The 17009-nt window shown below is 41.0% G+C and carries 12 protein-coding genes; 11 read left to right on the forward strand and 1 reads right to left on the reverse strand.

Annotation, left to right across the window (positions count from 1 at the left end; all coding sequences use genetic code 11):
* Positions 1 to 148: 148 nt before the first annotated feature.
* On the reverse strand, positions 149 to 1153 hold the full coding sequence (locus D0S24_RS02525) for a kelch repeat-containing protein (RefSeq protein ID WP_251795711.1): 1005 nt from the start codon (positions 1151 to 1153) through the stop codon (positions 149 to 151).
* Positions 1154 to 1382: 229 nt separating this feature from the next.
* Here D0S24_RS02525 and D0S24_RS21280 point away from each other — a divergent pair, with 229 nt between their 5' ends.
* From D0S24_RS21280 to D0S24_RS02575, 11 genes are all read left to right on the forward strand, one after another.
* On the forward strand, positions 1383 to 1940 hold the full coding sequence (locus tag D0S24_RS21280; protein ID WP_251795689.1) for a DUF4270 family protein: 558 nt from the start codon (positions 1383 to 1385) through the stop codon (positions 1938 to 1940).
* A gap of 6 nt (positions 1941 to 1946) precedes the next feature.
* Complete coding sequence (locus D0S24_RS21285; RefSeq protein ID WP_251795712.1) at positions 1947 to 2699, forward strand: DUF4270 family protein; 753 nt, start codon at positions 1947 to 1949, stop codon at positions 2697 to 2699.
* A complete protein-coding gene (locus D0S24_RS02535; RefSeq protein WP_117018275.1) occupies positions 2683 to 3939 on the forward strand; it encodes an OmpP1/FadL family transporter in 1257 nt (418 codons plus the stop codon). The genes D0S24_RS21285 and D0S24_RS02535 overlap by 17 nt, the downstream gene beginning before the upstream one ends.
* Before the next feature lie 177 nt (positions 3940 to 4116).
* Entirely contained in the window at positions 4117 to 5079 is a 963-nt protein-coding gene (locus D0S24_RS02540; protein WP_117018276.1) for a 2-dehydro-3-deoxygalactonokinase, read from the forward strand.
* Positions 5069 to 5710 (forward strand): bifunctional 4-hydroxy-2-oxoglutarate aldolase/2-dehydro-3-deoxy-phosphogluconate aldolase, encoded by a 642-nt coding sequence (locus tag D0S24_RS02545; protein ID WP_117018277.1) that lies wholly within the window; start codon positions 5069 to 5071, stop codon positions 5708 to 5710. The genes D0S24_RS02540 and D0S24_RS02545 overlap by 11 nt, the downstream gene beginning before the upstream one ends.
* Before the next feature lie 284 nt (positions 5711 to 5994).
* On the forward strand, positions 5995 to 7143 hold the full coding sequence (locus tag D0S24_RS02550; RefSeq protein ID WP_117018278.1) for a lactonase family protein: 1149 nt from the start codon (positions 5995 to 5997) through the stop codon (positions 7141 to 7143).
* Positions 7144 to 7352: 209 nt separating this feature from the next.
* Positions 7353 to 7958 (forward strand): RNA polymerase sigma-70 factor, encoded by a 606-nt coding sequence (locus D0S24_RS02555; protein WP_117018279.1) that lies wholly within the window; start codon positions 7353 to 7355, stop codon positions 7956 to 7958.
* A 74-nt stretch (positions 7959 to 8032) separates the two neighbouring features.
* Entirely contained in the window at positions 8033 to 9166 is a 1134-nt protein-coding gene (locus D0S24_RS02560; protein WP_117018280.1) for a FecR family protein, read from the forward strand.
* A gap of 144 nt (positions 9167 to 9310) precedes the next feature.
* Complete coding sequence (locus D0S24_RS02565) at positions 9311 to 12700, forward strand: TonB-dependent receptor (protein WP_220377717.1); 3390 nt, start codon at positions 9311 to 9313, stop codon at positions 12698 to 12700.
* 4 nt (positions 12701 to 12704) lie between these two features.
* Complete coding sequence (locus D0S24_RS02570) at positions 12705 to 14375, forward strand: RagB/SusD family nutrient uptake outer membrane protein (protein ID WP_117018282.1); 1671 nt, start codon at positions 12705 to 12707, stop codon at positions 14373 to 14375.
* Between the two features lie 13 nt (positions 14376 to 14388).
* A complete protein-coding gene (locus D0S24_RS02575; RefSeq protein ID WP_117018283.1) occupies positions 14389 to 16914 on the forward strand; it encodes an alkaline phosphatase D family protein in 2526 nt (841 codons plus the stop codon).
* Positions 16915 to 17009: the final 95 nt, after the last annotated feature.

Here is a 17009-nt window from a genome sequence, read left to right on the forward strand (position 1 = left end):
CACCATAAAGCATAGCTCTTTTTACTCGATAATCGAGATTTAAATGCTCCGACGCTTGCGTCGAAATCAAACTTGAATTTCCTTTCAATGCTTCGTGGGCTTGCCCAGAGGTGGTTTACTAATCAGCAAATAAACATAATCGAAATCACTAATCTTCGTCGTCGTATTCGTCATATGGGAAAAACTCTTCCAGATCATCCAAGTATAAACTACCCGAACGTCCTAGGCCAATAAACGCCCTTACATTGTTGGAGAATACTACCACATCCTGCCTTGAGGTTCGTTCAAAACTTGTTTTGGATTCCCATGTATCGGTATCAGGGTCATATTCCCAAATAGACTGTAAGGTTCCGCCAGATGTTCCACAGGCTATGTATCCGTAATCGTTCATGGTAAAACCTACCGCATTGCTCCGTACAATGGTGTAATCATCCTCCTCGTCCAAGTCCAGTTTTTGGGTCCAACTTTCCGTGGCAGGATCAAACGCCCAAAAGTCATCCAAATAAATGCCATTGGAAACCCCTGTCCCCATATATACCTGATCTCCTATTGTAAAGGTAGTTGCAGCTCTTCTTTTGTCGCCGCCAAAACCTACCAACTCGATCCAGCTATCGGTGGAGGGGTCATATTTCCAAAAATCCTTGCGGTCGTTGTCACCGTCAAAACCGGTACCGAAGTAACCAAAGCCATTTATACCGAATGCCACAGCACTTCGCCTTGGAGTGGATGGGAACCCTGCAATTGGGGTCCAGGTATTAGTGCTTGGATCATAGGAATAAAAATCCGACAGTTCGTCCAAGCCATCATAGCCAGACCCAATATACCCCTTTTCGTTTATGGTAAAACCAACAGCGGCATTCCTCGCCGTTCCCGGGAAATCGGCCTTTTGGGACCAATAATCACCATCCATGTCATAGGACCAAAAGGAGGTTAGGTAATCATCCCCATCGAACCCTACTCCACAATACCCTATGTCCCCAATGGTGAAATAGGCGCTTCCGCTACGTGGACTGCCATCAAATACCGATCTGTCCGTCCAATTTCCCAAATCTTCTTCCTCATCGTCGTTAGAGCAACTTACCATTGCGCTAAGGGCCAAGCAGGCCATAGCCAACACCTTAATGTGGTTTATCCCGGCCTTCATGTTATTCATGTACTTCATTCGTAAATTTTTGTTCAAATCTAATTGGCGAAGACCGTGTTTAAAACTTAAATAGATAAAGGCTTCTATTTAACATATGAAAACGGGTATTTTATCTACCAATCAAAGACGGTATTTAATAGGTAAAATGGGGCTATTGGTCCTATAACTTAATGGGTTGGTCTATTGGGGTTTCCGGGCTGCCAAAACCCCTATACTTTTGACCATAAATCATAAACGAATGAAAAAATTCCTTGGACTTATGGCTTGGTCGATATTAATGGTTTCATGTAGTACGGATACTATTAATGATTCCGATTTTGTTGCTGGCGGCACATTTACCAACAGTAATATACGGGTGGTGCAAATAGATACCATGAAGGTGGAGACCTATACCATGAAATTTGATAGCCTGATCACCTCACAGGCCTCCCGTATGCTGATAGGAAAATATATGGATCCCGTTTTTGGGGCCGTAAGAAGTGCGAGTTATACAGAATTATTGCCCAAAAACTATTCCATTGATTCCGAAGCGGAGTACGATAGTATCGCCTTTATGCTTAAATATGACAATTATTATTACAATGACACCTTAAAAAGCAATACCATCCATATCAAAAGGTTAAGTGAAATATTGTATCCGGCAGATCGCAGCGATTTCTACAATACCAGTAAGGTGGCATATTTAGAGGAAGATTTGGGTTCCATAACCTATACACCCAGACCTTATGAAACTGATTCTTTGTTTATAAAATTGAGCGACACCTTGGGGCTTGCCCTTTTTGGGAAGTTACAGTAAAAGGATATTACAAATGCAGAAGAATTTAAGGATTACTTTCCTGGGGTAACCTTTCAACCGGATGAAGACGACAATGGGGCCATAGTAGGGTTTAATTTTTCTACTAGTGTAATGCGAATGTATTACAGTATTCCCGGAGAATCCAGTCGCACCCAATTAACAGCAGATTTTGCCATAAACACTACAAGTAGCCCTATTCCTTTCTTTAACCGGATGTCGGTGGTCGAGACCAACGAATATCTAAAGACATTAACGGATAAGAAAGTTGTCCTCAATAGTTCGGAATCTGAGAATCAAAGTTTTGTTCAATCCGGTATAGGGTACACGACCAAAATAGAATTCCCCAATTTAAAAACGCTGTTCGATATTCGGGGACAGGGCACCTTGTTGAATGCCGTTCTTAAAATTAAACCGGTTTTGGGATCTTATAATGATGCACTGGCCTTAAGGGACAGCCTATCGCTATATATAGTAGATCAGAACAACAATTTAACGGATCAATTGGTTGGAACGGACAATGCAAGTGTGCAAGCTATCCTAAACCGTGTTGGTGAAGAATTCAATGATGTTTATTATGAAATACCTCTTACCACCTATGTAGAAGGTATTTTGTCATCGGAAAGGGATACGGACAATACCATTATTCTTTTACCGGATAATTATAACAGTACTGTAGACCGCTTTGTTTTAATGGGGAATAAGGCCGATCAGGGTGTAAAATTAGAACTAACCTATGCCATATATGATGAAGAGGAATAAATTACCTTTATTGGCCCTTTTTCTAATATTTTTATTTGCAATTCCTGCTTTGGGCCAATCCGAGGGACTTACAAGTTCACCTTATTCCCTATATGGTCTTGGGGTAATAAATCAGACCAGTATTGGGAGGACCAATGGAACGGGGTATTCCGGGATAGCATTGAAATCCGATACGGAAATAAACAATTTAAATCCTGCCAATTTTGCCTTGATACCCCAAAATTCATTTTTTTATGATGTGGGATTAAGGGGAAAGTATAACAATTATAGCAACAGGATAAACGATGAAACAAAAACTACGGTCAACTTTTCCAATCTGGCCCTTGCCTTTCGAATAGCGGACAGGTTGGGGGCGGGTATTGCCATAGTTCCATATACCGATGTTGGCTATACCTTGTTAGGGGTGAAAACCAATATTGAAGGCTCCGAAGATACCTTTGAAAGTAATGTTAACGGACTTGGGGGAATGAGCGATCTTAAGTTAAATCTAGGGTATGGGATTACCGACAATTTGAGGTTCGGGGCCAGTTTTTCCATATTATTTGGAAAAATTGAGGAAGAAGAATCTTTTCAGGTTTACAGTAGTGCCCTGGTTTCCACAGAGGATACCAATTATAGCGGCACCCGTTTTGGTCTGGGATTGCAATATGACCTCACCAATACTATTACCATTGGAAGTACGGTGCAATTCCCCACCCGTCTAAAAGGGAGTGTAAGACGCTCTGTAGTTAAAAGTCTTGTAGGGGTTGAAATACAAGTGGAGGAGGATGAAAGTGATACGGTTGCGGATTTCAAAATGCCTTTGGAACTGGGGGTAGGGCTAAGTACCAATTTTCTAAAATTCTTTACCCTAAATACCGATTATAAAAAGAACTATTGGAGCGATACCGGACAGGCCGAGAATATTGGCACTTATATGGATCAGGATATCTATGCGGTGGGCCTGGAATTTGTGAGAAATGCCAATAGCTATAAATATAACCAACGTATTCGTTATAGATCTGGTTTTAACCATGACAGTGGATATTTGTCCATTAACGGTGAAAAAATAGAGGGCCATAATTTTACTGCCGGCATTGGTCTGCCAATTGGGCGGGGCAACAATTCCATGATCAATCTGTCCTATTCCTATGGATCCTCAGGCTTAATAGAGAATATACTTGTCAAGGAAAATTACCATGTACTTACCCTGAATTTAAGCTTGGAGGACTTGTGGTTTAAAAAACGGAAAACCGACTAAAGTAAGAATTTGTACCTATACCCGTTTAGCTTCAGAGAGATATATTTTAAGGTTGAAAATAAATAACGTATTTTTCGGAATTAATGGAATCTATGGTACATTCCCCAATGTCATTATGATTTGTGCCGGCCCATTGGGGAATAAAATCCAATCGATCTAAAAACAAATTCGAGCATTATGACAAATAGGGGGCTGCCAGAAAAATTTATCAGTTGCGATTGGGGCACCTCCAATTTTAGACTGCGTTTGGTGGATACCCATTCCCTAAAGGTACTTTCGGAATATAGGACCAATTTGGGGATCAAAAAATGCCATCGGTTATTTAAACAACAAAAGGAACTATCCCAGCAGGCCTTTTTTGCAGATTATTTATTGGCGCAGCTGGAAAAGTTGGATTTGAACAGTTTGGGAAACTACCCTTTGGTTGCTTCCGGAATGCTGTCATCTTCCATAGGCATGCAGGAATTGGATTACTGCAAATTGCCTATCGCCTTTACGGGAGAAGACCTAATAAGCAGTTCCATTGTTTTGGGCCGAGACCTGAACCTCCTTTTAATTTCCGGGGCCCGCACCGACACCGATGTAATGCGTGGGGAGGAAATCCAGGCCATTGGACTTTCGGACCACCTGCCCAAGAGTGGAAAGGGGATGCTTTTACTGCCAGGAACCCACAGTAAACATATTCGGTACCATAACGGACATTTTATAGGTTTTACTACCTACATGACCGGGGAGTTGTTTGAGATTATTGGGAAACACAGTATTTTGTCAGGTTCTATGGAGGAAGTACCATGGGAGCCATTATATGAAAATATCTTTTTGGATGGCGTCAAAAAAGGGGTAGCCAACCAACATATGGCATCGCTTTTTTCCATTAGGGCACATAGCTTGATACATAAAGCCTCCCCTGCCAAAAACTATTATTTTCTTTCGGGATTGTTGATCGGGGCCGAGTTGTCCCATTTGAAAGGGAATAATGAAACGGTATACCTTGCGGTTACCGGAATACAGAACCCATTGTACACATTGGCCTTGAAATCGTTGTTGACCAAGGACCGATTGGTCTGTTTTGAGCCACAAATTATAGCATCGGCCCTATTGGTCGGTCAGCGAAAAATATTGGAAACATATGTCAAATAAAGAATCATTTTCTTGGGAACTTTATAAAAGGGCTCCCATTGTGGGTATTGTAAGGGGAGTGTCCATGGACGTAATGCCGGATATTGCCAGGGCGTATGTGGGGGCAGGCCTACATACCATAGAAATTACCATGAACACTCCCGGAGCTGCCGAAATGATATCTGTGTTGCGTACTAATTTTCATCAGCTCAATGTGGGTGCCGGTACGGTCTGCAATATGGAAGATTATGAAAAGGCTTTGGCTGCCGGAGCCCAGTTTATGGTGACCCCGATTATTGATGAGGCCGTTATTAAAACTGCCGTAGCCCAAGGGATTCCTATTTTCCCGGGAGCCTATTCTCCTACGGAAATATATAGGGCATGGCGATTGGGCGCATCGGCCGTAAAAATATTCCCGGCCTCCCAGCTTGGGGTCCAATTTATTAGAGACATTTCGGCTCCACTGAATAACATTAAGCTTTTGCCCACCGGCGGAGTTTCTGTGGAAAATATTAAATCTTTTTTTGAGGCCGGAGTTGTAGGCGTTGGCATGGGCAGTTCGCTCTTTGATAAAAGGCTTATTCAAGAAAGGGATTTTAAGGGCCTTGCCGAGCACTTTATCAAGATAAAATCTCAAATAGAGGGAGTTTAGAAACTGTTTAAATTTTGTTTTTGGAATATTTTATAGTGTATTCCTGCCTGCCGGCAGGCAGGTTTTCGTCAGGCGAAGGTATTTTAAGGTGCATAGCTATAGCTACGGACCGAAAAATAGCTGAAGCATGGTAGGACCGAACGTTAAGAAAACTGCTGGTAGCTGTTTTTAGTGAAGGGGCCAGCTGGCGTAAGGGCAGCTAAAAGAACCAAAGGGTAAAACTTAAACAGTTTCTTGAAATAATTGAATATATTTAACAGGATCAATACCTAACTTTTATTATTATGCAACAATCTATTGGTTTTCTATTATTTCTTGTTCTTTTATTGATACCGGCAGGGTGTAAAAACGAATCCAAGAAATCCCCAACGGGGATGATGGAAGCACCGATTCAAAAAGAAAATCTAAAACTCTTGGTAGGGACTTTTGCAGAAGGGGACGGCCAGGGTATCTACCAGCTCGACTTTAATCCTGAAACGGGGGAACTTACCAATAGTCGGCGCGTGGCCGAAGAGAACAAGCCCGGGTACCTTTACCTTTCCAAGGATGGGAACAGGGTCTATTCTTCCAATGGAACCAAGCCGGGGAGTGTATCGGCATTTCAATGGAACAAAGATAAAACGGCCTTGAATAGAGTGGGCAATCTCCCCAGCATAGGGGATGGAGCCTGTTATGTTGGGGTAAGTCCCGAGGAGCATCTTCTTGCGGCCGCAAATTATAGTTCCGGAAGTATCGTTCTTTATCCCTTGGATGAAAAAGGGGGTATGATAGATGATCCACAAGGGATACAGCACAATGGAAGTGGGCCACATCCGAATCAAAAATCGGCCCACGCACACTGTGTACAATTTTCCCAAAACGGAAAATTTTTATATGCCGTGGATTTGGGGATAGATCAGGTTTTAACGTATCCAATAGATTCGGACAATAAACTGGGAGAAGCTAAAGTTGGTCTACAATTGGACCCCGGAGACGGTCCAAGACATCTCGTCTTCCATCCCACTCAGAACATGGTGTTTATAATAAATGAACTGTCCAGTACCGTTGTATCGGCCACGGTGGATGAAGAGACCGGAGTTTTTACAACAATAGATAAAAAGAGTACACTCCCGGACGGTTACCAGGAACCGAATGCCTGTGCCGATATTCATATTAGTAAGGATGGGAAATTTCTATATGCTTCCAACAGGGGGCATAATAGTATAGCTGTTTATTCGGTATCCGAAAGCGGAGAATTAAAGCTTTTGACCATAGTATCTGTGCAAGGGGATTGGCCGCGAAATTTCACCTTGTCTCCTGATGGCAACTTTCTTTTGGTAGCCAATCAAAAATCGGACAATATCACTGTTTTTGAGGTAGATAAACAAACCGGACTACTTAATTATACTGGAAACCAGATACACCTTCCGCAACCGGTATGTTTAAAGTTTTAGGGAAAGGCCTAGTGTAACAAACCACGCCAAGAAGAACACAGAATCTCTAAGATGACTTTACTAAAAGAGAATGGACCCATTAGTACATTGAATACGACATAGAACAAAGGGGCTTTATTTTTTAACACGTAAATTTTACATTTAATAAAAATGTGTATATTTAGGTGCTAAATACGTAGCTATCCAAAGATAAATTTGTGTAATCCATAATGGAAAAAGAGCTTATAAGTTCGGCCGATTTTCGCTTCCTTCAATTTAAGGAAGGAGATCGCCGTGCTTTTGAGTATTATTTTAAGGAATACTACAATAGTATTGTTGGGTTCGGTATTCAGTTTATAAGGGACAAGGACAAAGCAGGAAGTATTGCCCAGGATGCCTTTATAAAACTATGGGAGAATAGGGAAAAGGTCCAAAAAGTCAATGGAATCCCATCCTTTCTGTATACCTCGGTAAAAACCGATTGTTTAAACTTAATAAGGCATAACAAGGTTGTTCGAAAGTATGAATCCAAACAACTGCAAGATAGGGAGGGCAGCTTGCACACTGAAATTTTGAACTCCTTGAATTTCGACTCCGTCACCTTTTCGGAATTGGAAAGCCTTATTGAAAAGTCTATAGAGGAATTACCGGACAAATGTAAGCTGGTATTTGTAAAAAAGCGATTTGAAAATAAGAAGAACAAAGAGATTGCGGACGAGCTCGGTATCACTCTCAAGGCAGTAGAGGCCAATATTACACGAGCAACCAAATTCCTTAAATTAAGACTCTCCCATTACGTATTACATATATTTATTTATTGTTTTTTGCAATTTTAGCAAAAAAAATCACAATTCAATGTAGGGTAAAGGACTTCTAAGGTGTACTTAATTGGAACGCTAAATTCCAGTTAATGGATCACCATTTAATTTCAAAGTATCTTTTAGGGAATGCCACAGAGGAGGAAGTGGAACGAATCTTCCAATGGATAGATGATTCCCCGGAGAATAAAAGTGTCTTTATTCAATTTAAAAAGGCCTGGGCCTTGGGCGCCAAAAGCGATGAAGATAGCCAGCTGGCGTGGAAGGCATTGGAATCCAAATTGGACAACAACAAGTCGAAACCTAGGTTTTCCGGACTTATAATGTATGCCGCTATCTTCCTACTTCTTTTGGGCATAGGGTATTTCTTTACGCAACAAAAATCAAATTCCGATTTACCTATCATCGATGAAAACGCCATAACCTTGCAATTGGGCAACGGAAATATTCAGGTTATAACTGAGGATGGAGAACAAACTTTTGTTGACAAGAAAGGAAAGCTGGTTGGAACCCAGAAAGGGAATGTCTTGAATTATAAGAGTGTTGCCAATGATCTTTCTTCTTCAACGCCTATATATAACGAATTGACCATTCCTTATGGAAAAACCTTTAAGCTGGTTTTGTCCGATGGCACAACTATTCACCTTAATGCAGGGAGCTCCATTAAATATCCGGTAAAATTTATTGAAGGCGCCCAAAGGGAAGTATTCCTAAAAGGGGAAGCTTTTTTTGATGTTGTCAAAAATGTAAACCAACCTTTTGTAGTTAATGTAAACGAATTAAACGTAAGGGTTTTGGGAACAAAATTCAATGTTTCTTCCTATCCTGAAGACAAGAATATCAATACTGTTCTTGTGGAAGGATCTGTTGCGCTGCACGAAAAAGGTGATGCATACAATGCTTCGACCGCATTTTTATTGGAACCGGGCTATAAAGGGGAATGGAACCCTGACTCAAAAGCGACCATCGTGGCGAAAGTAGATACCAATGAGTATACCGGTTGGGTAGAAGGAAGGATGATCTTTAGAAATACCCCATTTAAAATCATCAGAAAGAAACTGGAAAGGCACTACAATGTCTCTATTATAAACAATAATGAAATTCTGGAAGAGAAGACCTATAATGCGGTTTTCGATGTTGAAAGTATAGAACAGGTGTTGCGAACTTTAAATGAAATTTATTCTATTGAGTACATCATTGATCAAAATGAAATAGTAATTAATTAATCTTAAAACAGTTAAATATGAAGTGAATTTTTAGAGTCTAGGACACAATCTACTTTATAAAAAAACCAGAAAATGCTTGCGACATTTTCTGGCAGATTAAAGTGATTAAAAATTTTTATTAACCACCAAACGTATTACTAAATTATGAAAAAATTTAACAAACCGCGGTATCGTGATGGTTCTCCATGGCGATTCGATTTAAAAATGAAATTAACAACCCTGTTTTTATTAGTTGCACTTTTTCAAGTTAATGCAAGTACCTATTCCCAAAGTACAAAAATAGACTTGAATCTTAACAATGTTAAGGTGTTCGACGTTCTCAATGAAATTGAATCCCAGACGGAATTTAAGTTCTTTGTGGACACTAAAGAAGTGGATTTGGAAAGAATGATTTCCATAAAAGTGAAAAGGGAAACTATTTCCAAGATATTGGAGAAAGTGTTTATAGGAACCAATATTGTTTATAAGGTTCTGGACAAACAAATAGCATTAAAGCCTGGAGCAATAGAAGAAAAAGTTGACCAAAGTAGCACTGGGGTAAGGGGATTGCAACAACCTACCGTTTCAGGTACAGTTGTGGACAATACTGGTACTCCATTACCTGGGGCCAATATTGTGGAAAAAGGAACCACAAATGGGGTAATAGCCGATTTTGACGGTAATTTTTCTATTGAGGTAGCAGATGCCAACGCCATTCTGGTAGTTTCCTATATTGGTTTTTCAACTATAGAAGTGCCTATAGATGGTAAAACCAACCTTAACATTAGCCTACAGGAAAGTGCGGCTGGCTTAGACGAAGTGGTAGTTGTTGGTTATGGTATCCAGAAGAGAGTCAATGTAATCGGCTCCATATCGCAAGTTTCTTCCAAGGATATAGAGAATAGGCCGGTAACGCAGGTATCCCAGGCGATAACTGGACAAATGCCCGGAGTTACGGTAGTTCAAAGGACTGGTAGGCCAGGGCAGAGTGGAGGGGATATTAGTGTAAGAGGGGTGGGTTCTTTCGGTGCCACTCCAAATGCCCTTGTATTGATAGATGGAATAGCGGGCACTTTAAATGATATCAATCCAGACGACATTGCTTCAATCTCCGTTCTTAAAGATGCTTCTTCGGCTGCAATCTATGGTGCCAGATCTGCCAATGGGGTAATATTGATTACCACAAAAAGTGGAGGTAATAAGAAATTTTCGGTTAGCTATAATAGTTATGTAGGTTTTAATGAGGCCACTGAGCTTCCAGAATTTGCCGACTCTTGGGAGTACGCTGAAATGTACAATATTGCTTCAGAAAGTAATAGTTTTAGTGCTGAGGACATTGAAAAATACAGGGCACAAAACGACCTTGATAATTATCCGAATACCAGGTTCTTGGAGGATCTTTTTTCCAGAAATGGAATACAGACATCCCACACCCTTACTGTAAATGGAGGCGATGAAAGAAACAAGTACTATGTATCTGCAGGTATTTTGGACCAGCAAGGTATTGTACCCAAAAATAGCTTTGACCGCTATAACTTTAGGATGAACCTTCAAAATAAATTAGGGGATAAGTTTGAGTTGAACTCTAGGTTTTTTGGCTCCTTGGAAGAGAGAAAAGAACCTCAGGCCACGGCCAATAAGGGTGGGGGATTTTTAGATCAACTGGTTCAGAATGCAGTGCGTTACCCAGCAACTTTTTTGGGAGTTGATTCCCAAGGCAATTACGGTATAGGACCTGAAAGTGGGGGAACACCAGTGGCGTGGTTGGATTCCAAGTCCTATTTGAACAACCCTACAACAAAGACCGGGGTTAATGTGAAATTGGATTGGAAACCTACAGATGATTTGGTCTTTTCCGTAATAGGTGGATATAATTTTACTCTTTACGAGCAACGATCTTATTTGGCATCTCAAAGACTTAACGAAGATGTTTTTTTAGGTCAGTCTTATCTCAATCAACAAAGTGACAAGACCATTTTTAAGACCATGCAGTTTACCGGGGAGTATTCCAAAGAATTTGGGTCGCATGATTTTAGCCTATTGGCGGGATATTCCTTTGAAAATGAGGAGCTGTCCCTTTTCAACGGTTATCGTCAGGATTTTGCGAGCAACGACTATACCGTAATGGATCTTGGTAGCGCAGAGAATCAACAATCTGGGGGCTATGATGCCGAATGGGCCTTGCAATCGTTTTTCTCCCGTTTAAAATATAGCTTCAATGAAAGGTATCTGTTTGAGGCCACTATGCGCTATGATGGTTCCTCGCGTTTTCCGGAAAATAACAAGTATGCGTTTTTTCCATCTGCGGCAGTGGGATGGCGTGTTTCCCAAGAATCCTTTATGGAGGAAGTGTCATGGGTATCCAATTTAAAAGTAAAAGCTTCATGGGGAATTTTAGGGAATCAAAATATAGGTAATTACCCATATCAAACGGTTTTGGCCTCGGGAAGGGATTATTCCTTGGGGGGCGGACTTGCCACAGGTGCCGCATATGCCAATTACAAGGATGCCAATATTAAATGGGAATCCACGGAAACTACGGATATAGGTTTGGAAACCGGTTTTTTTGACGGCCAGTTAACTTTTAACGCCACCTATTTCAATAGAAATACCACAGATGTGCTGTTTAAGCCTTCAGCAAGTGTTTCTTCTGTCCTAGGGGTAGGTATTAGTGAAACCAACACCGGAGAGGTAAAAAATACAGGATGGGAATTTGATTTGGGCCATCGTGGAAATGCCGGAGATTTTGGATATTCCATTAACGCTAATTTTTCCATCATTAATAATGAGGTAATTACCTTAGGACTTGGTAATGTAGAGCAGCCCAATGGGTTTGTAGGGAATGGCTCCGACCTATTTATAGGGTATCCTATGCAAATGTACTATGGATATAAAGCCGATGGGGTATTTTTAAACGATGGGGAGGTAGATAGCTGGCCAGATATGTCAGCGGTGAATCCAACTGCACAGGCGGGCGATTTTAGATATAAGGATATTAGTGGTCCAGATGGTATACCCGATGGCAAAATAGACCCTACTTATGACCGTACCTATCTAGGAAGTCGTATCCCTAAATATACTTTTGGTGCCAATCTAGGTTTTAATTATAAGAATTTTGACCTTTCGGTTTTATTTCAGGGAACGGCTGAGGTAAAAGGCCAATTAACGGGTTATGCCGGTTATGCCTTCTTTAACTTGGGAAACATTCAACGTTGGCAGATGGACGGTAGGTTCGACCCCAACAATCCTGTGCGTTACCCTGATTACCCTAGGTTGGAAGTGTTGACCAACAGTGGATCTGCCAATACAGAGACTTCCGATTTTTGGGTAATTGATTCCGGGTATTTGCGTGTAAAGAATATACAGATAGGATATAATTTCCCAAATACATTAACCGATATAATTGGAGTAGATAATCTAAGATTCTATTTAGGGGCAGAAAATTTGCATTCGTTTAATTCCTACAGAAAGGGATGGGATCCCGAAATAATTGGGGGTGGAGCATATTACCCTATATTAACCACATACACTTTTGGTTTAAATCTAAAATTCTAAGATCATGATTAAAATATATAATAAATATTCATATAATTCTAGATTCATAAAGAGGCTTTTATTGGGCATCATTTCTTTGGGAGCAATTGTTTCCTGTGATAAGGAACTGGAACAATTTCCTAGTAACGCCTTTGCGGCAGATAATTTTTGGACATCGGAGTCCAATGCCAACATAGCGCTGACCGGAGCCTATAGAGGGGCCGTGGAATATGGGACCCAAGTGGTGCCTTCGGATTGGTGGACCTATTGTGGCATTGTTTTTATGGAATTTGCTACGGACAATGCCTATGATAGGAGAGGTGATAATTCTACCCAGAACCGATTGACCAACGGTACCCTGCTGCCCAATAATAACGTTGTTAATGGATATTGGAAGGGTTCCTACAAACGAATCGCTATTTGTAACGATTTCTTGGAGAATATTGAAAAGGTAAATATGGAACAGGCTAAAATAGATAGGATGAAGGCCGAAGTACAGTTTCTAAGGGCCACACAGTATTTTTATCTTTCACAGTTTTGGGGTAGCGCTCCTTTGGTTACGGCTACTTTAACACCTGATGAAGCTAATAATGTAGATAAGGCATCCAAGGCAGAATTGGTGACTTTTGTTGAGAATGAGCTTAAAACCGCCGCAGCCGCACTTCCAACATTCGGGGAATTAAATGCAGGAGAAGCTGGTAGGGCCAGTAAACAGGCAGCATTGGCTTTTTTAGGAAGATTGTATCTTGGGGAGAAGAAATTCCCTGAAGCTTCCATAGTGTACAAACAGATTATAGATATGGGCGATAATATTATTGATCCTGATTACAGTTCACTTTTTATTCCTTCCAATGAGAATAGTAGTGAAAACATTTTTAGTGCCCAATATTTTGGTGGTCAGGCAGGTAATTCATTGCCCCAGCATGCCTATCCGGCGGTTGCCTCGGGCTGGCATATTGTAAACCCTTTGGGTAGTCTTGCCGATGCCTATGGTTTTGATGATGGAACGCCCTTGTCATATGAGGACCCTCGATTTAACTATGAGGATATGGGAGCCAATAGGGACCCTAGGTTTAGGTACAATTTTATATGGGATGGTGCTACCTTTGCAGGAAGGACCTATGATTGCCATCCAGATTCTTCCGGGTCAGTAGATCAATTGACCTATTCCAAGCAAGCAACTAGAACAGGTTATGGGTTGAGAAAATTCTTTGATGAATCGTTTAGTGGAAATCTATTGTCCGATTATGGAGGGAATATTCCAATAATAAGATATGCCGAGGTATTGCTGAGCTATTTGGAAGCAGAACTGGAGGCTGGAAATGCTATTACACAGCAATTATTGGACCTTACCATTAATGCCGTAAGGGGTAGGGCCTCTGTAGGCTTACCGCCTATTACGGAAACCAATGCCGCTGCATTGAGACCAATTTTAAGAAATGAAAGAAGAATTGAGTTGGCCTTGGAAGGACAGCGCTTATGGGATATCTTTAGATGGGGAATAGGAGATGAGGCATTGGTGGGCGATTTTTGGGGGGCACCATTCCCGAATTCCACCCTATACCCGACGACTTCCAAGAAAATTGATCCACAGTCAAGATGGTATGTTACCAGCAAAAATTTTCGCGAAGGTGTGGATGATGTTTGGCCAATTCCAGAGTCGGAGGTCAACGTAAATCCTAAATTAGGGAATTAATCATTTTCTTGCAATGGTCTTAAAAAGAAGAAAATTTATTCAAAAAGTAGGGTTGGTAATTCCAGTAATTGCCAACCCCTTTTCCAATCTTTTTTCCCAAAGCGGGGCAATATTGGAGGAGGTGAACAATAGCCCGATAATATCCCAAGATTTCAATTTTACAAATTTGAACGAGAGGATCTGGATAGGAAAAGATTTTTGGAGTGTTCCCATGGAAGATTGGGAAATAAGGAATAATAGACTACAGTTTAACGGTACCAAAAGAAATGCCCGTTTACATTTACTGACCTATGTTCTTAAAAAGGACAAGGGGGAATTTTGGGTTAAAAGTAGATTGGGTCTATTAACAAATAACGACAGTAAAGGTAGCGTTGGTTTTACTATAGGAATTAAAGATTCTACAGATCCAAAAAGTATAAAGGCGGCTTGTTATTTCGGGGATGGTCTTTCCGCTGGTATTTCCCTGGAGGGGAAAATGTTTGTGGCCGAAAAGGAGGCTCAGCTTCCTGAAAATTTTGATTACTCGGATTTTACCATGGAATTAGAAGTATCACCAAAAAATAAAGGGTATGAATACTCCTTGTCCGTTATTGATATGGATGGAAAAAAAGGGCGGCTAGTTTATAATTCTTCCAACGAAATTGAAGGTTTGCTAGCCTTGGAGCAAAACTTGAACGAAAAGGATGGGAGTACATTTTGGTCTCGATCAATAAGTTTGGAAGGCACTAAATTAACACATGTCCCTGAAAATAGTTTTGGGCCTATTCTTTGGGCCATGTACACTCTTTCGAAGGGAAAACTTAAATTAATGGCACAACTACCTCCTGTAAGCAACAAGGATCCACAAAGGATGGAGCTTCAATTTTTTAAGAAAGGTAAATGGGTCAGGGAAGAAAAAATCGAAATTGATCCTGTATCCCTTAGCACCGTTTTTTCAATTGAAAATTGGGATTCGGCCCAAAATACACCTTATCGTTTGGTCTATACCATAGACAAAGAAAAACATTATTATGAAGGTTCCATAAGGCAAGAACCAAATGATCGGCCGCTTCGGTTTGGGGGACTTACCTGTCAAGAATGGGCGGGTTATCCCTATAGACCTTTGGTCGAGAACCTTGAAAAAACGAATCCGGATATACTTTATTTTTCAGGGGATCAATTGTACGAAGGCAATGGGGGATATCCTATTAAAAGACAACCAGAGGACAGCGCCATTTTAAATTATCTCGGCAAGTGGTATATGTTCGGCTGGGCATTTGGAAATATTATGCGCGATAGACCTACCGTATGTACCCCGGATGACCATGATGTTTACCAAGGCAATTTGTGGGGAGAAGGGGGAGAAGGTATTTCATTTGAAGATTGGGAAAAGGTAAGGGATGCACACGGCGGTCTTGTACAGACCCCAAAAATGGTCAATGTGGTATACCGCACCCAATGTGGTCACCTTCCAGATCCTTATGATCCATTACCTTTACCTTCAGGGATAACCAATTGGTACACTCAAATGGTTTACGGAAAAGTGAGTTTCGCTATTGTAAGTGATAGGCTTTTTAAATCTGGTCCGGAGATGCTGAGGAACGGGGAAGGTAGGATAGATCACCTTACAGCCCCGGCCAAACCAGAGGAACTTGATTCCAATAATCTCACCTTTTTTGGAAATAAACAAATGGAGTTTTTAAATGGATGGATCGGTGATTGGCAAGGATCGTATATGAAAGTATTGCTAAGTCAGACCCTGTTCTCCAATGTAGGTACACACCATGGCCCTAAAAAAGAGTTTTTATTTGGGGACTTGGATTCCGGGGGTTGGCCTAAATCCAAAAGGGACGAGGTAATACGCACCATTAGAAAGGCCAGTACATTCCATATAAACGGAGATCAGCACCTACCCTTTATGGTACAATATAGTGTTGATGAAGTACGGGATGGGGGCTGGACCTTCTGTACCCCGGCCATTTCAACCGGTTATCCAAGATGGGGACAGCCAGACGCGGTCAATGTGCCTTTTACGGATAGACCAGCGCATGGATTACCTAATACAGGGTGTTATCGTGATGGATTTGGAAATACTAATTATATCTATGCCGTTGGGAATCCGACCGATGATTTTAACCTTGAGAAAAACAGATACTTAAAAGCTCATAAAAAGGCATCGGGTTTTGGGCTAGTTACCTTTGACACCTCCGCTAGGACTATAAAAATGGAGGCGATACGGTTTTTGGCAGATCTTGGGGTGGAATCTAAAGAAAACACTTATCCTGGTTGGCCTTTGACCATTGGCCAAGATGATAATGATGGCAGAAGGGCATTTGGCTACCTTCCCAGATTACAGTTTAAAGAATCCGACCAAGTTGTTAGGGTTATTAATGAGGAGACCAATGAAATGGTGAAATCGATAAGAGTTAAGGGCAACGAATATATTCCTCCTGTTTACTCTTTGGCCAGGTATACCTTGGTCATAGGAGAAGGGCAAAATGAAAAAAGTATTACATCGGTTGAAATAAGTACCGACCCCAATGAGGTCATTGAGGTTTAGTCCAAATAAAAGATTAAGTACCATGGCCAAACTAAATAACAGAAGGGCTGTATCTTACGAACCGTTAAAACAAAATCAGTAAATTAATTAAATAG

It is taken from the genome of Arenibacter sp. P308M17, from assembly GCF_003426735.1.
GTDB lineage: Bacteria > Bacteroidota > Bacteroidia > Flavobacteriales > Flavobacteriaceae > Arenibacter.